The organism is Aliiroseovarius sp. D2-2, assembly GCF_055809455.1.
In genome coordinates this window covers 814612-835222 of sequence record NZ_CM147913.1, presented here as the reverse complement: position 1 = coordinate 835222, position 20611 = coordinate 814612, and the positions used below count along the sequence as shown (strand labels likewise).

The 20611-nt window shown below is 53.5% G+C and carries 20 protein-coding genes and 1 pseudogene; 14 read left to right on the top strand and 7 right to left on the bottom strand.

What is annotated here, in order from left to right; translation table 11 throughout:
- Positions 1-125: 125 nt before the first annotated feature.
- Positions 126-746 (bottom strand): 30S ribosomal protein S4, encoded by a 621-nt coding sequence (rpsD, locus tag AC0L6A_RS04155; RefSeq protein WP_473292380.1) that lies wholly within the window; start codon positions 744-746, stop codon positions 126-128.
- A 154-nt stretch (positions 747-900) separates the two neighbouring features.
- Positions 901-1953, bottom strand: coding sequence for a Hint domain-containing protein (locus AC0L6A_RS04150; protein WP_473292378.1), 1053 nt, complete (start codon positions 1951-1953; stop codon positions 901-903).
- A 206-nt stretch (positions 1954-2159) separates the two neighbouring features.
- On the opposite strand from AC0L6A_RS04150, the gene AC0L6A_RS04145 reads away from it, so the two are divergent.
- On the top strand, positions 2160-3326 hold the full coding sequence (locus AC0L6A_RS04145) for an alpha-hydroxy acid oxidase (protein ID WP_473292376.1): 1167 nt from the start codon (positions 2160-2162) through the stop codon (positions 3324-3326).
- 52 nt (positions 3327-3378) lie between these two features.
- Here AC0L6A_RS04145 and fliP read toward each other — a convergent pair whose 3' ends face one another.
- The 4 genes from fliP to fliF are packed head-to-tail and all read right to left on the bottom strand — an operon-like array spanning position 3379 to position 6671.
- The gene (gene fliP, locus AC0L6A_RS04140; RefSeq protein WP_473293376.1) at positions 3379-4122 is read right to left on the bottom strand and encodes a flagellar type III secretion system pore protein FliP; all 744 of its coding nucleotides are present in this window, start codon (positions 4120-4122) and stop codon (positions 3379-3381) included.
- Between the two features lie 5 nt (positions 4123-4127).
- The gene (locus AC0L6A_RS04135; protein WP_473292375.1) at positions 4128-4418 is read right to left on the bottom strand and encodes a FliM/FliN family flagellar motor switch protein; all 291 of its coding nucleotides are present in this window, start codon (positions 4416-4418) and stop codon (positions 4128-4130) included.
- The gene (locus AC0L6A_RS04130) at positions 4411-5037 is read right to left on the bottom strand and encodes a FliH/SctL family protein (RefSeq protein WP_473292373.1); all 627 of its coding nucleotides are present in this window, start codon (positions 5035-5037) and stop codon (positions 4411-4413) included. The genes AC0L6A_RS04135 and AC0L6A_RS04130 overlap by 8 nt, the downstream gene beginning before the upstream one ends.
- A complete protein-coding gene (gene fliF, locus AC0L6A_RS04125) occupies positions 5034-6671 on the bottom strand; it encodes a flagellar basal-body MS-ring/collar protein FliF (protein ID WP_473292372.1) in 1638 nt (545 codons plus the stop codon). Before fliF ends, AC0L6A_RS04130 begins: the two co-directional genes overlap by 4 nt.
- Before the next feature lie 126 nt (positions 6672-6797).
- On the opposite strand from fliF, the gene AC0L6A_RS04120 reads away from it, so the two are divergent.
- The 10 genes from AC0L6A_RS04120 (at position 6798) to AC0L6A_RS04075 (ending at position 16820) form a co-directional block, all read left to right on the top strand.
- On the top strand, positions 6798-7298 hold the full coding sequence (locus AC0L6A_RS04120; protein ID WP_473292371.1) for a flagellar basal body-associated FliL family protein: 501 nt from the start codon (positions 6798-6800) through the stop codon (positions 7296-7298).
- Positions 7299-7311: 13 nt separating this feature from the next.
- Complete coding sequence (locus tag AC0L6A_RS04115) at positions 7312-7725, top strand: hypothetical protein (protein WP_473292370.1); 414 nt, start codon at positions 7312-7314, stop codon at positions 7723-7725.
- Positions 7722-8336 (top strand): MotE family protein, encoded by a 615-nt coding sequence (locus AC0L6A_RS04110; RefSeq protein ID WP_473292368.1) that lies wholly within the window; start codon positions 7722-7724, stop codon positions 8334-8336. Before AC0L6A_RS04115 ends, AC0L6A_RS04110 begins: the two co-directional genes overlap by 4 nt.
- Positions 8337-8407: 71 nt before the next feature.
- The gene (motA, locus tag AC0L6A_RS04105) at positions 8408-9277 is read left to right on the top strand and encodes a flagellar motor stator protein MotA (RefSeq protein ID WP_473292367.1); all 870 of its coding nucleotides are present in this window, start codon (positions 8408-8410) and stop codon (positions 9275-9277) included.
- 50 nt (positions 9278-9327) lie between these two features.
- Positions 9328-11496, top strand: a complete 2169-nt coding sequence (locus AC0L6A_RS04100; RefSeq protein WP_473292365.1) for a hypothetical protein — start codon at positions 9328-9330, stop codon at positions 11494-11496.
- 219 nt (positions 11497-11715) lie between these two features.
- Positions 11716-13797, top strand: coding sequence for a flagellar biosynthesis protein FlhA (flhA, locus tag AC0L6A_RS04095; RefSeq protein WP_473292364.1), 2082 nt, complete (start codon positions 11716-11718; stop codon positions 13795-13797).
- The gene (locus AC0L6A_RS04090) at positions 13794-14567 is read left to right on the top strand and encodes a flagellar biosynthetic protein FliR (protein ID WP_473292363.1); all 774 of its coding nucleotides are present in this window, start codon (positions 13794-13796) and stop codon (positions 14565-14567) included. The genes flhA and AC0L6A_RS04090 overlap by 4 nt, the downstream gene beginning before the upstream one ends.
- Entirely contained in the window at positions 14568-15665 is a 1098-nt protein-coding gene (locus AC0L6A_RS04085) for an EscU/YscU/HrcU family type III secretion system export apparatus switch protein (protein WP_473292362.1), read from the top strand. It abuts the gene before it with no gap.
- Positions 15658-16047: a hypothetical protein gene (locus AC0L6A_RS04080; RefSeq protein WP_473292360.1), complete on the top strand. Its 390-nt coding sequence runs from the start codon at positions 15658-15660 to the stop codon at positions 16045-16047. Before AC0L6A_RS04085 ends, AC0L6A_RS04080 begins: the two co-directional genes overlap by 8 nt.
- A gap of 122 nt (positions 16048-16169) precedes the next feature.
- Positions 16170-16820, top strand: coding sequence for a 50S ribosomal protein L25/general stress protein Ctc (locus tag AC0L6A_RS04075; RefSeq protein ID WP_473292359.1), 651 nt, complete (start codon positions 16170-16172; stop codon positions 16818-16820).
- Between the two features lie 59 nt (positions 16821-16879).
- Here the strand turns inward: AC0L6A_RS04075 and AC0L6A_RS04070 are convergent, their stop codons facing one another.
- A complete protein-coding gene (locus AC0L6A_RS04070) occupies positions 16880-17575 on the bottom strand; it encodes an FkbM family methyltransferase (protein ID WP_473292357.1) in 696 nt (231 codons plus the stop codon).
- Between the two features lie 120 nt (positions 17576-17695).
- On the opposite strand from AC0L6A_RS04070, the gene pth reads away from it, so the two are divergent.
- The 3 genes and pseudogenes from pth (at position 17696) to AC0L6A_RS04055 (ending at position 20605) form a co-directional block, all read left to right on the top strand.
- Positions 17696-18397: an aminoacyl-tRNA hydrolase gene (gene pth / locus AC0L6A_RS04065; RefSeq protein ID WP_473292356.1), complete on the top strand. Its 702-nt coding sequence runs from the start codon at positions 17696-17698 to the stop codon at positions 18395-18397.
- Positions 18394-19417, top strand: a pseudogene (locus tag AC0L6A_RS04060) (DUF2332 domain-containing protein). The gene pth and the pseudogene AC0L6A_RS04060 overlap by 4 nt, the downstream one beginning before the upstream one ends.
- A gap of 21 nt (positions 19418-19438) precedes the next feature.
- Complete coding sequence (locus tag AC0L6A_RS04055) at positions 19439-20605, top strand: serine hydrolase domain-containing protein (RefSeq protein WP_473292354.1); 1167 nt, start codon at positions 19439-19441, stop codon at positions 20603-20605.
- Positions 20606-20611 lie beyond the last annotated feature (6 nt).

The window sequence follows — 20611 nt, the reverse complement described above, 5'->3', positions numbered from 1 at the left end:
AGATCGTGCTGAGATTTTGAAGCAGAATTGTATTTTGGCCGCATTTCCAGAATTGCAGTGATCCTGAAAAGCAGAAAGGGCCGCGACTGGCGCGACCCTTTCCAAATTCGAATGATCCGTAAAGATCAGTTTTTGGCGTAGAATTCGACGACCAGATTAGGTTCCATCAACACCGGATAAGGCACGTCTGACAAGCCAGGGGTGCGAGTGAAGGTGGCAACCATTTTTGAATGATCGGCTTCAATGTAATCAGGTACATCGCGCTCGGCCAGACCAACAGCTTCCAGAACCAGAGCCATTTGCTTGGACTTGTCACGCACTTCGATCACATCGCCTTCTTTGACGCGGTACGAAGGAATGTTAACCTTCTGGCCGTTCACTTTCACGTGGCCGTGGTTCACGAACTGACGGGCAGCGAAGACGGTCGGTACGAACTTGGCGCGGTAAACTACAGCATCCAGACGACGCTCCAGCAGGCCGATCAGGTTTTCACCGGTATCGCCTTTAACACGCTCGGCTTCGCCGTAAATGCGACGGAACTGTTTCTCGGTCAGGTCGCCGTAGTAGCCTTTCAGCTTCTGCTTGGCGCGCAACTGCAGACCGAAGTCCGACAATTTACCCTTGCGACGCTGGCCGTGCTGGCCGGGGCCGTATTCACGACGATTTACTGGCGACTTCGGACGTCCCCAGATGTTTTCGCCCATACGGCGGTCAATTTTGTACTTGGCAGCAGTTCTTTTTGTCATCTGCTGATCTCCTTCAATAAAGTTTCGAAGGGCGTTGTCCTCTGGCTTGCGCCTGACAGGGATCCCCTTGCGGAGGCCACCAACACCAATGAAAACCGGCCCCTCGCGGGACCGGACTTGGGGCTTATAGCGCCGTGGACGGTGGAGTCAATGACTAGGCAACACCAATTTGCCCGTTACGGCCATAGATCTGCTGCGCCGAATTATCAGATTGTGAAGTGAATCCACTCAACCCCGGAAACAGGCTATTCAACCGGTCTTGATGCTTGGATTGCGTGGTATCCAAATCCGAAAAGGCTGGGTGCTGGCTTTCCAGCGGAACACCATTGGCCCAGATCACCTCGTGCCGCCCTAACAAGACCTGATAGAAACATGTTTCTTCGGCAACTCGATCCGTCGAGATAAGGCTGCCATCAACCAGATCGGCGGCACTGGCTAGAACTTCGTCCTGTCCGATCAACTTCTGAGCGCGCATGCCTGAAACTAGAATTTGTTGATGAGGAGAAACCAAAAGATCCGCATCCGGCTGGCCAGAGCGAATAGCTCCTGCGCGCAGACGGATGGGCTTTGTCTCTGGGCTTACCATCATTCGCGCAGCCGATATCTGACGTTGCCCGACCCAAAGGACCGGCTGACCACCGTGTTCACGGGTCAATAAGATGCTACCTTCCCGCAGCTTTTCGACCGGACACTCGCCTGAAGGCGTGCGCACCCGCGTGCCTTGCGTCAGAACTGCCATGCCCGACGGCTGTTCGACCAACTCATCCTCGGTTGACGCAACCATATTGGCGCGAACAACACGCAAGGTTGTTTCTGATGGTGGAACGGAGCCCGCGAAAACCAACAAGGGACATCCGCCATTTGGTGAAACCACCAAAGAGACCAGATAGCTTTCATAACCATCTGTCACTTCGAACCCAACATTAAGCCTTGGATCGTTTTCCGCCATAACATCGAGGCCGTTAGCCCCAATCGTAGCCGCGCCAACCAGTTGATGCACAAACACTGCTGCGCGTCTTCGATTGTCTGATTGCTCACCTACATTCTGAAGCAATGCGAGCTCTCGTGACCGATCAACCCGTAATGCTTTGCCACTCCATTGCCAGTCTGAACCCACAACCAAAGCCCTAAGCGGAGCATTGTCCGCCATGTCGACCTTCGTCTGCGCCCAAGAGATGACAAAAGTGCCCTCGTAGCCCATCTTCATGCCTATATACCTGCCATTATATTTATTTTTTTAAAAAGGTAGCACGCGCGAATCACCTTGGTAAAGGTTTTGTAGCGCACGGATGACACCTGTCGCAGATGGGTAACAAGTTGGATCGCAAGCGTTAATATCAAAGCTGTATCTGAACCCTTGCGCAGCGCATTTATGATTGGTAATATTTTCTTACCAATCTTCAGGAGCGCTTCATGCCCGTCATCACAGAAATCGAAGATCTACGTCGCATCTACAAACGGCGCGTGCCGAAGATGTTCTATGATTATGCTGAAAGCGGCAGTTGGACCGAACAGACCTTTCGAGAAAACAGCACGGACTTCGAAAAGATCTACCTTCGACAACGTGTCGCCGTGGATATGGACAACCGCTCGACCAAAACCACGATGCTGGGGCAAGATGTCTCAATGCCTGTTGCACTGGCCCCTGTTGGTTTAACCGGCATGCAAAGCGCTGATGGTGAAATCAAAGCTGCCCGCGCGGCCGAAGCATTTGGCGTTCCGTACACGCTGTCGACAATGTCGATCTGCTCGATCGAAGATGTCGCCGAAAACACCACCGCTCCTTTCTGGTTTCAGGTTTACACCTTGAAAGACGATGACTTCATGCGCCGATTGTTTGATCGCGCACGCGCAGCAAATTGCCCTGCCATTGTCGTCACCGTAGATTTGCAGGTCTTGGGCCAGCGCCACAAAGATCTGAAAAACGGGCTTTCAGCCCCACCCAAGCTGACTGTCAAGTCTGTTGCCGATATGATGACCAAGGTGCAGTGGGGGCTTGGTATGCTGGGCACCAAACGCCGCTTTTTTGGTAACATCGTGGGACACGCCGAAGGGGTCGAGGATCCATCGTCGTTGCACACTTGGACCGCGCAGGCATTTGATCCATCCCTAGACTGGGATCGGATCAAACAGTTCAAGAAAATGTGGAATGGCCCAATGATCGTCAAAGGGATCATGGAGCCCGAAGACGCCATCGCCGCCATGAATGCGGGAGCCGATGCGATTATCGTGTCCAATCATGGGGGGCGGCAGCTGGATGGAGCACTCAGTTCCATTAGGGCGCTGCCTGCCATTATGGATGCCGTTGGCGATAAGGTTGAGGTACATTTGGATAGTGGCATCCGGTCAGGGCAGGACGTCCTAAAAGCGATCGCGATGGGGGCAAAAGGCACGTATATCGGCCGCGCATACACCTATGGATTGGGTGCGATGGGGCAAGCGGGTGTCACGCGCGCGCTAGAGGTGCTTCACAAAGAGCTTGATATCTCGATGGCATTTTGCGGCCATAGGGACATCAACAATGTCGACAGAAGCATACTACGTATTCCCAAAGGGTTTTCCGGCGACTGGGAAGGCTGACCAGTGTCCGAGACCTGAAAGTTGGGTTGGCCAAATTCAGTTTGGCCAACCTTCAGAAATAGCTGCGCACCAACGCACCCGATATCAAAACCCACCCATCTGCGACCACGAAGAACGCCAGCTTAAATGGGAGCGAGACGATTGCCGGCGGAACCATCATCATCCCCATGGACATCAGGATCGCCGCGACAACCAAGTCGATGACAAGGAATGGCAAAAAGATCAGAAAGCCGATCTGAAAGGCGCGCTCAACTTCGGACAGAAGGAAAGACGGCACCAAAAGCGATAGGGGCGATGTTCCCGCAAGATCAACCCCTGCGGTTTCTTCCCGCAAAGTGGCCAGATGGGTGAAGGTTTCCGGATCAATACGATTGGCCATAAAAAAGCGAAACGGTTCAATCGCAGCTGTAAATGCAGGCTCGAGTTCCAACACCCCTTCCGAGAAAGGCTTCGCACCATTCGCCCATGCCTCCAAGAAAACAGGTTCCATGATGAAATAGGTCAGGAACAACGCAAGGCTGACGATCAACATATTCGGTGGCGATTGCTGCAAACCGATCGCCTGCCTGAGGATGGAGAGGACGGTCACGATAAAAGGAAAGCAGGTGATCATTATGGCCAAGCCGGGAACCAAACTTAACACCGTGACCAACACAAATATCTGAATTGTCCGGGTGGCAAGCGACCCATCTTCTCCCAACGAGATCGAGATATCTTGCGCCATCAGCGCCGAACCAGACCCCATCCAGATTAATCCGGCGACCAGCAAGCACAGCCCAGATACCCAACCCTTCATCGCGATCACAGCCCCGACTTTAGATCGACAATTTTAGTCAAGCGCACGGCTATTTGCCCTGTAGGATCACCTTCGACCTCTTCAAGCTCTCCGTGCGCAATAAGCCGGTCGCCAACATAGAGCTCGACTGGGTCGTCTATCCGCTTGTCCAACGGCAGGACATCATCTTGCTTGAGGCACAAAAGCTCTTTAACAGTCGGGCGGGCAACGCCCACTGATATCGTCACTGCAATGGGAACACGGGCGAATGGGCTACCATCGGATTCGATTTCCTGGGTAAGTGATTGTTCAGCCATGATGGAATGCCTTTTCGTTCACGTGGTACAAAGTTTCGACGGCTTGTTTGATGCGCAAAACAGCTTCTGAAAGATCAACGCAGCATTCACTTTTGCCTGACCGCAAATAGATCTGCCCATCCGGCAACGTATCTTTCTCTAAGATCTCAAAAGGTATCGAAATAGCTTCTTCCAAGAACGCCTCCAAAGCAGAACGATCGGCGGGTGAGACGAGAACTTGAATGGACCCATCGGCCAGCTCTTCAGCCATTGGTATTATCGCCTCGGACACTATGGGGCCGATCGCCTTTTCAAGCGCCTTGGGAAGGACCACTTCGAGCATCTGTGTTAGAAGCGGCTCGAGAGTAGACAGCACGTGGCTGCGTGCTTCTTGATATGTAAATCCCAGATCCTCAAGGTTGCGCGCGAACTCTGCTTTAACGCGTTCGCCATCTTCATTCATGGAAGCCGCCGCATCACCCCATCCAGTTTGATATCCTGCCTCGTATCCTTCAAGCCTGCGCGCTTCGAACTGTGCGTTCAGGTCGGACTGTTTTAGGGTCAGCGTCGCATCTTCATGCGAATGCCCAGCGACGGAAACTGCGTCGCCAAAATCTTCCAAGGAATATCGAAGGCTCATCCTGCTGCCCCCTCGTCTTCTTCCATCCAACCGCGCAAAATCTCAACCGTTTCGGTCTGACGCTCGGAGATAAGATCACGGAGTCGCTGCACTGGGTCAGCAGAGGGCTCAATCGCCACAACGGCGTCGGAGGTGTTCTGAATGGATCGAACGTTCGGGGCCAATGCTGGTGCTGTGGATTGCCCCTGCAACGCCTCGCTGGCAGCGCTGATTGCACCACTTGGTTGGCCGACGGACGCATCAGGTAAGCCAAGTGCTGGTACATCACCCGCCGTCTTAGGCAACGCGGCCTGAGCGGTCAGCATCGGGCGCAAAACGAAAAGCCCCATCACAAGTGTGACGATGGATAGCAAAACAAGTTTGATCACCGACATTAAATCAATATTCAAAGAGCTCAGAAAACCCGATGAAGGGCTACTGCCCGCCTCGGCAATCGCCTCGAACTCCATGGTCTTTATGGTAATGATGTCACCGCGCGTTTCATTGAAGCCCACTGCACCTGCTACAAGCTCCTGTAGGCTTTCAAGTTCTGCGTCTGAGCGGGGAGCCCATTCGGTTGACCCGTCGTCATTTACTGTTCGAATACCGTCCACCAACACTGCAACAGTCAGTCTTTTCACAGCACCCGGGGTTTTCAGAACTTCGCGCGTTGTTTCGGACACTTCGTAATTCACGCGTTCGCGCGTCTCTGACATGTTTGACGATGACGACCCGCTTCCCGCGGCGGCATCTCCGTCTGGAAGATTAGAAGCCACACTGACGCCGCCCGCCTCACTGTCGTTGGCTGCGTTCGAGCTTTCAGTCGTATCTGTAGAGATCGCAACACGGCTTTCGGGATCAAATCGTCGTTCACGGATGGATTCTTGCTCGGTCTCCGTTTCAAGGTTCAACTCAATAACGGCGTTCCCAAAACCGACTCGGGCCTCCAAAAGCCGCTCAACATTCTGCTTCAGACGCTCGGCACGATCCTGCGCGCCAGACAGCCCACCAACTCCCGCCTCGTCACCCCCCATTAAACCAGCCCGGCTGTCGATTACCGAGACGTTTTCCGGCGACAACCCAGGGACTGCGGATGCCACCAAAAACTTGAATGCCTTGATTTGATGGGTGGGCAGTGTGCCGCTTGCGGTTGTGATGGTGACCGAAGCAGTGGGATCATTGCGCTGCCTAAACTGTCTGGATGACGCATTTGCGATGTGCACCCGTGCATTTCGAACCATGGGGCTGGCCACAATAGTGCGTGCGATTTCACCTTCTTTCGCCCGCCAATAGGCAGCGTCGAACATCTGCGACGTGGTACCAAAACCGCTGAGCCCATCCAAAAGCTCGTACCCTTTGCCAGAATTTGCCGGCAGACCTTCGCTTGCCAGAGTCATGCGCAGCGAATCCCGCTGAGTTGCATCAACGAATATTGAACCTCCGCGAATTTCAAAGGCTACATTACGACCTTCAAGCGCCTGTACCACTTCACCCGCCGCACTGCTTTCCAGACCCGCGTATAACAGTGTCATCTGCGTATTTGTTGCCATGCGGGAGAGGCCAATCACGGCCACAAACATGGCCAAGGTTGCCGCCACGACGACACCCCTTTTACGTAGGTCCATCGCCCCCCAAACCGAGATCAACTGTTGCAAGACGTAACTCCTTTTTCGAGCGGGCTTCTACCCCCGTCATGTCAACCTGTTTCCCCCATCGCCCTTAATAATTGGTTAGTGCCAATCAGTTTATATCGGCCCAGTGCAAATGGATTCGAGGATCACATGTCTGACGACGAAACCGCTCAAGGAGCCGAGAATGAAAAAGCCTTGGGAAAGAAATCGAAGAAGGGTCTGGTGATCGGACTAGTTGGTGCATTGCTGCTAGGCGGTGGCGCTTTTTACGCAACGTTTGCCGGGCTTGTCGGCTCTAAGCCCGCGGCTGAAACGGCGCTGGAAGACACACCCGGCGTTCAAGAACTACCCGCTGTGAGCTTCTTGGAACTTGATCCGCTCGTCGTTTCGCTCGGCCCGAATGCAAGCAATCGCCACCTAAGATTTCGCGCTTCGCTTGAGGTCGAGCCCACGTATGAAGAGGATGTCGAGAGGCTGAAGCCTCGCGTGGTAGACATCTTAAACTCGTATTTGCGGGCGGTAGATACCGCGATGCTGGAAGATCCCCACGCATTGGTGAAACTGCGTGCGCAGATGCTGCGCCGCATTCAACTGGTGACCGGCGAAGGCCGTGTGCGCAACTTGTTAATTCTCGAATTCGTGCTCAACTAAACTGGAGTAGGTCATGAACTACCTTGCCGATATTTTCCTTGGACTGGGCGCTTTTGGGGCGGGCATCTATTGCCTAGTCCTGTCACGCCGCCTGAAACGGTTCAACAACTTACAAGATGGTATGGGCGGTGCAGTTGCCGTCCTAAGTGCGCAAGTTGACGACATGACAAAATCCCTTGATCAAGCGCAGTCGGCAGCTGGTCATAGCGCGTCCGTTCTGACCGAGCTAACAGAGCGCGCGGAAACATCAGCCCGCAAGTTAGAGCTGATGATGGCGAGCCTTCATGATTTGCCAGACCCTTCTGATACGGCAGTTGAGACAACGCAGAACCCCACCGCAAACAAGACTGGTTTTTCTTCGACACGCCACTCTGCATCGGCGTCTCCACTCTTTTTGAGCAACCGCAATGTTGAGGCCGCAGAATGACAGGCGCACCTAAAATCACCCGCAAACCAACAAGAACGTCCCGGTTTCGAAAACGTAGCATTTTGGTTTTGATTGCCGTGACTTTGGTGACGTCTGGCGCGGTCAGGCTTGGGCCAGTAACGGCGGCATTCGCAGAGGATCTTTCCGAGCTGCTCTCTGGAACATCTGCTGAGGCGGATTCTCCAGCACTGCAGTCAGAACAAAGGGATGTCGCTGTCGTTCTGGCCGCCCTGCAAGAACGAGAAGCGATGTTGGATGAACGAGAGAAAATGCTCTCGCAACGAATCGATGCGCTTAGCATTGCAGAAGAACGCGTCTCCGAAAAATTGGAAGAGCTTACCATGGCGGAAGAGATGCTCGCGTCCACAATGGCCAAAGCTAAAACAGCTGCGGCGGACGATTTGGATCGATTGACTGTTCTTTACGAAAACATGAAGCCCAAACAGGCAATCCCGCTGTTTGCAGCAATGGAACCCGATTTCGCAGCGGGATTCATCGCCAAAATGAAACCCACCTCGGCGGCGCCCATCATGGCGGGGCTCGACCCCCAAACATCTTATGCCATCAGCGTAGTTCTGGCAGGCAGAAATGCGTCAGCGCCGACCCAATAGACCAGTAATCAGAAATTAACTCGGCCATGCGATGACAGTTAGGTACTGGCTTAGAATAGCAGAGGTTCTTTATGATTGGCTTTGTAGGTATAGCCCTGATTTTCGTGATGGTGTTTGGCGGTTATCTAGCTGCTGGCGGGAAAATGGGAATCATTATGAAATCCCTGCCCTTTGAGTTCACAATGATTGGCGGTGCTGCCGCAGGCGCATTTATCATCTCGAACGACATGTCGGCAATCAAGCACACGCTCAAGGATATTAAGAAGGTCTTCAAAGGCTCTAAATGGAAACCCGATGACTACCGTGACCTGCTCTGCCTTCTGTTTGAATTGATCCGACAGGCTCGGCAGAATGCTGTTGCGCTTGAAGAACATATCGAAACGCCAGAAGACAGCCCGATTTTTCAGCGCTACCCTAATATTTCAGCCGACAAGGAAGCTATCGAACTGATCTGCGATACGCTCCGATCAGCCTCGATGAACTATGACGATCCCCATCAGGTCGAAGAGGTGCTTGAAAAACGGATGGAGGCCAATCTCCATCACGCGCTGCATTCAAGCCACGCCCTACAATCTGTGGCTGACGGCCTACCCGCGCTGGGTATTGTGGCCGCAGTTCTTGGTGTGATCAAAACCATGGGTTCCATTGATCAACCACCTGAAATTCTCGGAAAGATGATTGGCGGCGCCCTCGTCGGAACATTCTTGGGCGTTTTCTTGGCATACGGGTTGGTTGCACCCTTCTCAGCGAAGGTGAAAACCGTGACGGAAGAAGAAGCACATTTCTATCATCTTATTCGCGAAGTGCTTGTCGCCAATCTTTACAATCACTCGGTCAACATCTGCATTGAAGTTGGACGCCAAAATACACCCGGCCCGCATCGCCCCAGCTTCAATGATCTCGAAGAAGCACTTAAAGAGATCAAGAAAGCAGCTGCATGAGAGTTTGGTTCGCACCGGCAATCGCAATCCTTGTGACTGCAATGCCAGCGATGGCGCGCGACATCACGGTCCGTTCGGGCGAACACACAGGTTTCTCGCGATTGGTATTTTACATCAAACCCACAGACGCATATGCCATTACGAACGTTGTGGATGGATACCGACTTACGCTTCCTCAGGATGTCACAAGCTTCAATTCAGCGCAGGTATTTGAATTGATACCCCGCACACGCGTTGAAGATCTAATATACTCTGGGAACGGCGAAATCATCATTCGCGAAGCCTGCGACTGTCATATCAAAGAACTTCGGCTCGCCTCCGGTGAGGTGGTGATCGACATTGTTGATGGACCCGATCCCAATACGCATTCCGAACCGACGACCAAGATGCCAGATGACACACCTGCTTTTCAAATTTCAGGGACCAAAGGTCTCTTGCCTCTGTTTGGTTCTGGCGAATACGAGGCTAGTCTAGAGAAGACAGTCAACGCCGAGCATTTGATACTACAAGCCGATCCGCCACCTGCCGAAGAGGAACAATCTTTGGTCGACAAGCAACGCTTGCTTACGCAGCTTTCAAAGGCCGCCGCGGAAGGATTGATCGAAGCGAAGATCGACCAACCTAAAATGCCAACAATTCTCGCCGATTCAGTTCTAGAATCCGAGGAGCTCATGCCCGAGCCCTTTGCGCATACCCCGAATGACCACGTTAGGATGCAAACAGCACACGACGAAGCGCGCGCTATGCGAACTGGACAATCGTTCGCCGCTCGGGCTTGCCTGCCAGATGATCAATTTGACATCGCAAGCTGGGGTCATGTCGCACCGGCCAGCACCCAACCGACAGCAGAGTATTCATCTAGCTATCTGGGAGAATTTGACCGGCCCGACGAAGGGCTCCTCCTGGCACATATCAGGCAAAATATATTCATGACATTCGGGCTGGAGGCACTGCAGCTTATCGATATCTACGATGGAGTCCTTTCGGACATCACCAGCCTTCGTATGATGGCGGAAGTGATGGAATACGGGCATTCAGCCGACGCTGACCGCTGGCTGACACAAATCAGCTGCAACAACAGAATCGCCATGTGGGCAGTCCTTGCGCAAAGGGCACTACCAGCTGAAGTCAACGAAACCGCTATTTTAAGATCATTTTCGGAGTTGCCATCACATCTCAGAAGTCATTTAGCGCCTGTATTGGCGCGAAAATTCTTGGACGCTGGCGAGACTGACGTAGCGATCGAGATCAGAAATATTGCAGCACGGTCCGGGCGCGCACCATCGGAAAGTGAAGCTCATCTTGAAGCTGAAATCAAGCTCTCAACAGGGCAAGCGAATGAGGCCGAGAGAGAACTTTATAACGCAGTTCAGAACGACCTGTCGCGAACCCAGTCCGCTGTTACCGCGTTGATGGAAAGCAAGTTGGAAAATGATCGCGGGATTTCGGATCAAGAACTTTCACTTCTGGCGTCGATTGCGTTTGAACACGGGGAAAGCCCTATGGGTATCGGACTCCAGCTTTTACATGCCCGCTCTCTCTTCCACATGGGACGATTTGCTCAAGGGTTTAGTTATTTTGACGATATCTCAGGCTTTGTTAAGCAAACCCAGTTAAACGCCACACTTGATGAAGCCGGGCAGAAATTGCTGTCCCTCGGGTCAGATTCTGATTTCCTAACGTTCAGCATGACGCGCAACGACTGGGGAACAGTATCTGCAGAAACCAGGCTGGAAATCGCAAAACGCCTTAAGAAATTAGGGTTTACAGAAAATGCACGGCGCTTTGTCCTGAACAGCCCGAACGCCCCTGATCGGGCTACGCGTGAGTTCTTAGGGTCGGTAGCCATGCGTCAGCGGAAACCAGGTGTGGCTTTGAGCTATCTTGTTGGCCTAGAAACGGAAGCCGCAGTTGCTCTGCGACAGCAAGCTTTGAAGCTGCGTCCCAAAGATGATCGCGGGCAAGTGATTTCCAAAAATCTTGCGCTCGCATCCGTGCAAAAAAGCAATACGAAAACCACCATACAGATTCTCGACATCCCAGCAGGTTTCATTCCGGATGACGTCATAGAAGCTTTGCGGGAAGAACACCCGACGTCTGAACCCGATGCTCAAACTGATTTGCAATCTTATCAGGCCATTCTGGATAGGAGCATATCCACGCGGGACGCGTTGAATAGCCTTCTTGGCCTTTTTCCAACGGTTGATAATGGTAAGTAACTGATCGTTAAGCGTGATCTTCTAGGCTCGGTTCGAACTTAGCAGCAAGAAATGCGCGAAAATGACGATCCTCAGAAAAACGCCTCCGGATACAGAGGTCTATAGCAAAGCTCACACCACCAACGCTCATCGTCTGGGTTGCGCGCCTTTGTGTGCACGTCCACAGACAAACAAGAGTTGCGCTAAGACAAAACGGCAATCAGTTTCGAGCCAACCGTGATGATTATCCGCGCCGCGAAGGATATATTCCGCCCAACAATCCTGCTTGCATTGGCCCTTATGGCGATCATCGTGATGATGATCTTACCGATGCCTGCTTGGGTCCTAGATTTGGGATTGGCTGCATCTTTTGCCTTGGCCATCCTTATGTTCACGGTCACTTTGTTTATCGAGCGCCCGCTGGATTTCTCGGCTTTTCCCACAGTGTTGCTTGCTTCGCTCATGCTACGACTGTCGCTGAATGTTTCCTCAACAAAGCTTATAATTGGGAATGGACACACAGGAACCTCCGCCGCTGGGAGTGTTATCGAGGGCTTTGCCAGTTTCGTTATGGGCGGCAGCATCCTTTTAGGTCTGGTCGTATTTTGCGTCCTTCTCATCGTGAACTTCATCGTAATCACAAAGGGTGCCACCCGCATGGCCGAAGTCGGCGCCCGGTTCGCTTTGGACGGCATGCCCGGCAAACAGCTTGCCATCGACAGCGACATGTCCGCGGGTGCCATTGATCACGCCGAAGCCAAGGCGCGGCGTGAACGCGAGCAGGCCGAGACCACATTTTTCGGATCGCTTGATGGCGCTTCAAAATTCGTCAAAGGAGATGCCGTCGCAGGACTTCTGATCACCTTCCTGAACCTCGTCATGGGGCTTATCATCGGTGTTGTCATTCACGGGATGGACTTGTCGCTTGCGTTTCAGACTTACGCAATTTTGACGGTTGGGGATGGGCTGGTCACGCAAATCCCTGCTGTGATCATCTCGATCGCATCCGCCCTGTTGCTGGCGCGGGGCGGCACGTCTGGATCGACTGATCTGGCAATGTTCTCGCAATTCGCAAAACATCCCTCTGCCCTAGCAACCGTTGCCTTTCTGATGGGGTTGTTCGGCTTGGTGCCCGGGCTGCCATTTATACCATTTATGCTTGGGGCTGCGGTGCTTGGATTTGCTGCATGGTCCGCTGCCAAACAGAACGCAGCCGCTGCCGCCCAAACGAAAGATCCCGCAGACGTTGAGACTGAAACCCCTCAGGAAAGCATCGGTGATATTCTGGATTTGGACGATATCCACGTGGAGTTTGCAGCCGACCTTGTCGCGATGGTATTGGATCCGGCCACGGGATTGGATGCCCGCATCTCTAGCATTCGCAATCACACAGCCAGTGCATTTGGACTGATCCTGCCCGAAATCAGGTTAACGGATAACGGATCACTTCCGGCAGGGACCTACACGATCAAGATCCAAGGTGTGGAGCAAGCTCGTAATCGACTGTACCCTGATCGGGTATTGGTCATTCTCAGCGGAGACGAAGCTCTGCTGCCCGAGGGGGAAGACGTGCAAGAGCCCGTTTACCAAGCCCCGGCGCGCTGGATTCAAACCGATGATCAGGAACAAGCTGCATTGGCGGGTTGCGCAGTTGTTTCTCCAACCGAGGTCCTTGCGACACACCTGCTTGAGATCATGAAGCAAAACTTCCCACGGCTGTTGGGCCTAAAGGCCTTACGCAGGCTTTTGGACGAGTTCGTCAACCTATCTGACCCTGCGCGAGCTGAAGCCAATAGGCGGCTGTTGGACGAACTGGTTCCGGACAAGGTCCCACTTGACCTGCTACACTCCGTTTTGCGGCTGCTTTTGGAAGAGCGGGTTTCCATTCGAAATCTGCCCGTGATTTTGGAAAGCGTGGCCGAGGCGCGGCCAGTATTGGGAACGCCCGAGGCCATTTGCGACCACGTTCGTCAGCGTCTGAACTTTCAGCTTCTCTCTGAATTGAAGCGTGAGGACGGAACCGTCCCATTGATCCAACTGGCTCCGGAATGGGAAGCCTGCTTCCAGTCGCATCAGCTGGACCAAGATCGCGGTGAAGTGGCCCTTCCACCAGAGGAATTCAACCGTCTTGCAAATGCTGTTGCAGACAAGATCGCGCGCGCCGGTGAAACCGGTATCTATCCAGCCGTTGTCACATCATCACGCCGACGTCGCTTCCTGCGCACAGTCCTTTCGGCCAAAGGGATTGCTAACCCAGTTCTGTCGTTCGAAGAAATTGGGACAGAGGCACGACCCTCCCTTGTCGGACTGGTGCCCGGATGAATGCTCAATATGCCTTGCTTCTGGAGCAGTCTCAGACCTTTTTCATGTTGGGTTTTGTCGTGTTTTTGCGCGTGGGCGCTGCAATGGCCCTTCTTCCAGCCTTTGGGGAAACCATGGTCCCGGTACGTGTACGCTTGTTTCTGGGGTTGGCCTTTACTGCAATCGTCACGCCAACCGTTGCATCCCAAATCGAGCTTTCACTTAGTCAACTTAACTCTCCGATCTACCTTCTGAGCGAACCGATCATCGGGCTGGGATATGGGATCACCTTGCGTCTTGCGATCATCACCCTTCAGGTCGCTGGCAGCATTGCCGCTCAATCGACATCTCTTGCACAATTGATGGGGGGGAACAATTCTGACCCCCAACCAGCTATTGGACATGTCCTTACGATCTCAGGGTTGGCGCTTGCAGCTATGCTGGATCTGCATGTGCGGATCGTTGAGGGCTTCATGCTTTCCTATCAGGCATTCCCAATCGGGCAACTGCCAGCGCCAAAGGGATTTTCAGACTGGGGCATCACCCACATTGCGCGCAGTTTCGGATTTGCATTCACGCTGGCAGCCCCCTTCGTCATCGTATCGCTTCTTTACAATGTGGCGCTTGGGATCATTAACCGTGCCATGCCCCAGTTGATGGTGGCTTTTGTTGGCGCCCCAGCCATTACTGCGGGTGGCCTTATTTTGCTGGCGCTGACCACGCCCGTGCTTTTGCCGATCTGGCAAAACGCGTTCGAAGCCCTGCTGCTTGATCCGTTCGGAGGGTGGTAAATGGCTGACGAAGACGATGACAACAAACAACACGAGCCAACGCAAAAGAAGCTGGATGATGCCAGAAAACGTGGCGAGATCGCGCGGTCTACTGATCTGAACACAGCCATGTCCTACATGGTTCTGCTGCTGCTTGCGACGTCAATAGGGGCATCAACGATGAGCGGCCTTGGTAGCGTCTTTTCGAGTCTCCTTGGACAATCGGACAAGCTTTCTGAATTCGCGTTCCGTGGCCGGGGCGGACCAGTCTTAGCAAATGCAATGACAGACATAGCTTGGCATCTAGCACCCTGGCTTTTGGTGCCAATGGTGGCGGTGCTTGGCTTGACCGTGGCCACGCAGAGCTTCGTCGTTTCGCCGGAAAAGCTTATGCCCAAGCTTAATCGCGTGTCCCCTCTTTCCAACGCCAAAAACAAATTCGGTCGCTCGGGTCTGTTTGAATTCTTCAAGAGCTTCGTGAAGCTTTCGATATACGGCTTCATTTTGGGCATCTTCATCTGGATCAAGCTCCCCCTTATGCTGGCGGCACTTGCCCTGACTCCCGGCATGGTGTCGGTTTTGTTGTTGGAGCTGTCAGTCGAGTTTTTCGCCATCGTGCTTTTGGTCGCAGTGGTCATCGGGGGCATTGATTTTCTCTGGCAAAAGCAAGAACACCTACGCAAAAACCGCATGTCGCACAAAGAACTCATGGACGAGATTAAGCAAAATGAGGGTGACCCGCACATGAAAGGTCAAAGGCGGCAAAGGGCGTATGACATCGCCACGAACCAAATGTTGCAAGACGTTCCGGATGCTGATGTCATCGTCGTCAACCCAACCCATTACGCGGTGGCTCTGAAATGGTCCCGTCTTCCCGGGGATGCGCCGATCTGTGTAGCGAAAGGTGTGGATGAAATCGCAGCCCGCATCCGCGAGGTGGCATCCGAACATGGTGTGCCAATTCATCGTGATCCACCAACAGCACGTGCGCTTCACGCCACGGTCGAAGTGGGCAACGAGGTGCCACCAGATCAGTATCAAGCTGTCGCAGCGGCCATTCGTTTTGCTGAAAACATGCGCCAGCGCGCCAAGAAATCACTGAGGAATACAGATGGCTAAACCTATTGCTCAACTTACAGATCTGACCGCAATGAAACTTGAACGCGCCATGGCAGAATTGTCCGCCAGTGCAGCGACGATTGCAGATCTGGAAGGACTGATCGCTGACCTTAGGGATCGTTTGCGACAGCTTCCGGGACTCGATGCCGAAACAGGGAAGAACCCTGCCCTTTCCAGTGGGCATTTTGACCGATGGCAAAAACAGGCCGAGGGTCAGTTGCGTCATCTGAACATTCTGCTTGCGCAGGCGCGATCAGAGCATGAAGAGGTTACTGCGAACACCCGCCTGGCCTTCGGGCGCGATGCTGCAGTAAAAGCCATCAAAGCCAAAACAGGGCGCGCGCAGCAGGACTTGCTGAGAAGACGCATGGAACACCAATAAAACCAAGCTCCAGAAGCGTTTCCCCCCTTTTCATTGGCACCGATCCAGTCTATAGGCACGGCTTCACTGCGGGGCTTACACCCTTGGAGGATTCCCGCACCTTTTGATTATGGAGAAAACCAATGGCAAATAAGATTCCGAATCTTGAAGCCACGGTACGTACGGGGACAGGCAAGGGGGCCGCTCGTCAAGCTCGCCGCGAAGGCCAGGTACCGGGTATCGTTTACGGCGGTGGCGAAGAGCCGCTTTCGATCAATATTCCCTTCAACGAACTGTTCAAAAAGCTGAAGGCCGGTCGTTTCCTTTCGACCCTGTGGAACCTGAAAGTTGACGGTCACGAAGACGTTCGCGTGATCTGCCGCAACGTTCAGCGTGACGTTGTCAAAGATCTGCCGACCCACTTGGACCTGATGCGCCTGCGTCGTACCAGCCGGATCAGCCTGTTCATCCACGTTGAGTTCGAAAACGAGGAAGAAGCACCTGGCCTGAAACGCGGTGGTGTTCTAACCATCGTACGCCCGGAAGTCGAGCTGAACGTTCTGGCAGGCGAGATCCCTGAAAAGATCGTTGTTGATCTGACCGACCGTGAAGTTGGTGACGTCATTCACATCTCAGACGTAACGCTGCCTGAAGGTGCGAAAACGACTGTTGACCGTGACTTCGTCATTGCCAACATCTCTGCACCAAGCTCGCTGCGCTCGGAAGACGATGGCGAAGCTGAAGAAGCAGAAACCGAAGAAGCCGCTACTGAAGAAGCAGCCGCTGAAGAATAAACAAGACCTGAAAAGGTGTTGTGAAACGGGATCCTTCGGGGTCCCGTTTTTTTGTTCACTCAATCTGGTGCATTATCCAACCGTTCGAACACCAGAACACTTCCCCGTGTTCCCCACGGCATTAGCCCAAACCCATTTGCAAACATATCGACAATTAGTTGACGCAAAGCGTGGCCACCATAGGCTTGCGGGTGGATCTCCATAATGACGATCCGTACATCCCGCCACCATTTTTCGCCTGCCAGATCCCGTTCTGCGCCTTCAATATCCATGGTGATCACAGTGGGTTGAACCGCCGCTTGGAGGTCTGAAAACTTCAACGCAGGAACAGAAACCAGCTTGGATACTTGTTTGGTTTTCTCTCCATCGGCGGAAATAGCTGAAGCCCAAAACCCGGGAAGGATTTCGAAAGTCACCGTTTCTTCCGAATAACTGTCTGGTACAACTGCGCCATGAAGAACGCGCAACTCCTCTAAACTGTTCATCACCGCATTGTCGCCAATCGCTTTGAACATGGCCGGACTGGCCTCGACGGTAGTTACATTTGATGCCCCGGCAAGGCGCGCCGCCTGCATTGCGATATAGCCAGCGCCCCCTCCCAGATCCAAAACGCGATCGGTACTGCGGACATGCTGTTTCGTCGCGTTGCTCTCGTTGCCTTCATAGCGCTCGTCCCTGATGACCGCTTCGATATTGTCATTCATGCAAGATTTGGGGATCTTCAGCTTAAACCCATCTATTTTGAACTGTGGCATACTGCTCTCCTGCTATGAACGGCCACATGGGAGTATTTGCCACGCTGGATCAGGCCAAGTAGATTACCTAAAATGATAATTTCGGGTTCACACCCCGATGTCCAGAAGGAAAAATCGCTTATGAAACTGTTCGTCGGACTTGGGAATCCAGGCGCGAAATATGCAGGCAATCGGCACAATATTGGCTTCATGGCAGTTGAACGTATAGCCGAGGATCATGGGTTTGCCCCCTGGCGCGGCAAGTTTCAGGGCAGCGTGAGCGAAGGCAAGCTTGGGTCCGAGAAGGTAATCTTGCTGCGCCCCGAGACTTTTATGAACCTGTCGGGCCAATCTGTCGGAGAGGCCATGCGGTTCTACAAGCTCACACCTGACGACGTGTATGTGTTTCATGACGAACTGGACCTTGCACCGGGAAAATGCCGCGTGAAAACCGGCGGGGGACATGCAGGGCACAATGGCTTGCGATCTATCCACGCCCATATAAATGCTGATTATCACCGCGTTCGGATGGGTATTGGCCATCCGGGCAACAAGAATGCTGTTGCCGGATATGTCCTACGGGACTTTGCAAAAGCAGATCAGGATTGGCTGGATGACGTGTTGCGTGGCTGTTCTGACGGGGCGTCGGAATTGGCGGCTGGTGACAGCGGCAAGTTCATGAACGCCATCGGCCGGCGCGTTAACCCTCCTCGGTCTTCGGGCGGCAGCGAAGCACCCCCGAAAAAGAAGGCGCCGCCAGAACCTCGCCCTACGGCCAAACAAGCACCAGCATCTGACGACACCCGCAGCCCACTGCAAAAACTGATGGATAAGTTTTCTTGAGTTTGCGTGACGCATTTGAAGTTCAGGCAGGCAATAATGAACGGTTAGATAGCCCTTTCACAGCACGCATTCTGCGTGTTGCTGGGCGCATCCTGACACCCGGATCCCCGCTTGCCGATCGGATGTTGGAATGGGAGGGGAATGTCGGAGCCTTCGGTCAGTCTTTACCCCTACGGTTTCTGGCTGGGCTTCATGCGCTGGTGCTAACTGAAGACTGTCCAGCGCTGGTGGGCATCTACCCACCCAACCCCTCTCCTAGCGATACACAGATTGAAGCTGCAATCCGGGTGGCCCTTTCAGATCACACAAAGACGTTGGATCGCTGGTTGGATATGCCCCCTCAGACAAATGAGGTCCGACGTGCAGCGGTTATGATCGCGGCCGGACATTGGTTGGCTAAGCATTATGCACTGCCGATGCGGGTGCTGGAACTTGGCGCGAGTGCGGGGCTAAACCTGATGTGGGATCAATTCGCGCTGCAAGCAGGCAGTGTTCGGTTGGGGCCAGAAGATGCACCCGTCGTGCTGTCTCCAGATTGGCGTGGGGATCTTGCCAACCGGAACCGCCCCTAGGGTTCTTTCGCGCCGCGGTGTCGACCTGATGCCCATGGATGTTGAAGACCCTGATGATCTTTTGCGCATGTCCTCTTATCTTTGGGCGGACCAGCCCGAGCGCTTGGAACGCAGCAGGGCTGCCGCTTCAGTTTTCGAAGCACATGTCGACCAAGGTGACGCAGCCGATTGGCTGGAAACACAGCTGGAAGCTGTTGCGCCTGATCACCTGACCCTGATCTATCACACGATCGCCTGGCAGTATTTCCCAGCTGAAACCCAAACGCGTTGTTTGGCAGCCATTGAGGCCGCAGCGCAAAACGGGCCAGTCGCACATCTGTCTATGGAAGCAGATGAACGCAAAGGGGAAGGCGCAGCCATGACGCTTTCACTATGGCCTGAGGCGCGAAAGTTGACGCTTGGTCGTGTCGATTTCCATGGACGATGGGTGGATTGGACGGCACCTTGACCCGAAGAAAGTGAGTTCCAAATGCGCCATCTCTTGAAACGCCTGATGCAGGTTTTACTGGTTCTTGTCGTTCTGGCTGTGGTCGCGGCTATCTGGAAACGTGAAGAAATCTCTCGGCTGCTCGCCGTGAATTCTTTGTTTTCGGAAGAGAAGATTGTTCAAAACTTCTCGCATATGGATGGTGCGTTTCTAACCCAGACACTGTCGCGCGGGGATGGTCCTGTATCTGAGATTCCTTTGGGGGACGCCATTAAGCTGCCCGCAGGTGGCGACGAATGGATCAAGGACCGCAGCGTGACGTCTTTGGTTGTGCTGAAGAATGGCAAGCTGCGCTTTGAAGACTACTATCTTGGTACCGAAGCTGAAGATCGCAGGATCAGCTGGTCCGTCGCGAAAAGCTTCCTTTCAGCGCTGACCGGTATTGTTCTGGCCGATGGCGCAATCGCGTCGCTTGACGATCCCGTCGTGCTATATGCCAAAGACCTGAAAGGCAGCGCATATGAAGGTGCCACGATCCGAAATGTGCTGAATATGTCTTCGGGCGTCGTGTTTGACGAGGATTATCTGGACTTCAATTCTGACATCAACCGCATGGGCCGCGTGCTGGCACTTGGCCAATCCATGGACGACTTTGCCGCCGGGTTGACCGAGACCTTCGCGGCCCCCGGTGAGACTTGGCAATATGTCTCGATCGACACTCATATCATCGGCATGGTGATCCGGGGGGCCACTGGGAAATCAGTTTCGGAACTTCTGCAAACCCGGATTGTCGAACCGATGGGATTAGAAGACGCCCCCTATTATCTAACCGACGGGTATGGCGTGGCCTTCGTACTGGGCGGGCTTAATTTACGCACCCGTGATTATGCTCGGTTCGGGCAGATGTTCCTTCAAGATGGGCTGTGGAATGGCCAACAAATCGTTCCGGCAGATTGGGTTGCCGCATCGACCGCATCCTCTGCCCCTACGGCCGCTGGCGAACAGAAATACGGATATCAATGGTGGATGGCACCCGACGCGCCAGATGGCGAGTATTTCGGGCGCGGCATTTATGGCCAGTACATTTATATCGACACAAATCGCGATGTAGTAATCGCGACCAATGCAGCAGATCGCGGGTTCCGCGGGGAAGGCGTGAACGACACCAACATCGCGATGTTCCGTAAGATCGCGATGTCGATGGATTGAACCCAG

Excerpts from the sequence above, each read along its gene's own strand:
- AC0L6A_RS04135 (WP_473292375.1), bottom strand. The coding sequence starts at position 4,418 with ATGGCTGAACAATCACTTACCCAGGAAATCGAATCCGATGGTAGCCCA.
- motA (WP_473292367.1), top strand. The coding sequence starts at position 8,408 with ATGATTGGCTTTGTAGGTATAGCCCTGATTTTCGTGATGGTGTTTGGC.
- AC0L6A_RS04145 (WP_473292376.1), top strand. The coding sequence starts at position 2,160 with ATGCCCGTCATCACAGAAATCGAAGATCTACGTCGCATCTACAAACGG.
- AC0L6A_RS04070 (WP_473292357.1), bottom strand. The coding sequence starts at position 17,575 with ATGCCACAGTTCAAAATAGATGGGTTTAAGCTGAAGATCCCCAAATCT.
- AC0L6A_RS04075 (WP_473292359.1), top strand. The coding sequence starts at position 16,170 with ATGGCAAATAAGATTCCGAATCTTGAAGCCACGGTACGTACGGGGACA.
- AC0L6A_RS04090 (WP_473292363.1), top strand. The coding sequence starts at position 13,794 with ATGAATGCTCAATATGCCTTGCTTCTGGAGCAGTCTCAGACCTTTTTC.
- AC0L6A_RS04115 (WP_473292370.1), top strand. The coding sequence starts at position 7,312 with ATGAACTACCTTGCCGATATTTTCCTTGGACTGGGCGCTTTTGGGGCG.
- flhA (WP_473292364.1), top strand. The coding sequence starts at position 11,716 with ATGATTATCCGCGCCGCGAAGGATATATTCCGCCCAACAATCCTGCTT.
- AC0L6A_RS04080 (WP_473292360.1), top strand. The coding sequence starts at position 15,658 with ATGGCTAAACCTATTGCTCAACTTACAGATCTGACCGCAATGAAACTT.
- AC0L6A_RS04120 (WP_473292371.1), top strand. The coding sequence starts at position 6,798 with ATGTCTGACGACGAAACCGCTCAAGGAGCCGAGAATGAAAAAGCCTTG.
- AC0L6A_RS04055 (WP_473292354.1), top strand. The coding sequence starts at position 19,439 with ATGCGCCATCTCTTGAAACGCCTGATGCAGGTTTTACTGGTTCTTGTC.
- pth (WP_473292356.1), top strand. The coding sequence starts at position 17,696 with ATGAAACTGTTCGTCGGACTTGGGAATCCAGGCGCGAAATATGCAGGC.
- AC0L6A_RS04085 (WP_473292362.1), top strand. The coding sequence starts at position 14,568 with ATGGCTGACGAAGACGATGACAACAAACAACACGAGCCAACGCAAAAG.
- fliP (WP_473293376.1), bottom strand. The coding sequence starts at position 4,122 with ATGAAGGGTTGGGTATCTGGGCTGTGCTTGCTGGTCGCCGGATTAATC.
- AC0L6A_RS04100 (WP_473292365.1), top strand. The coding sequence starts at position 9,328 with ATGGCGCGCGACATCACGGTCCGTTCGGGCGAACACACAGGTTTCTCG.
- AC0L6A_RS04150 (WP_473292378.1), bottom strand. The coding sequence starts at position 1,953 with ATGAAGATGGGCTACGAGGGCACTTTTGTCATCTCTTGGGCGCAGACG.
- AC0L6A_RS04110 (WP_473292368.1), top strand. The coding sequence starts at position 7,722 with ATGACAGGCGCACCTAAAATCACCCGCAAACCAACAAGAACGTCCCGG.
- rpsD (WP_473292380.1), bottom strand. The coding sequence starts at position 746 with ATGACAAAAAGAACTGCTGCCAAGTACAAAATTGACCGCCGTATGGGC.
- AC0L6A_RS04130 (WP_473292373.1), bottom strand. The coding sequence starts at position 5,037 with ATGAGCCTTCGATATTCCTTGGAAGATTTTGGCGACGCAGTTTCCGTC.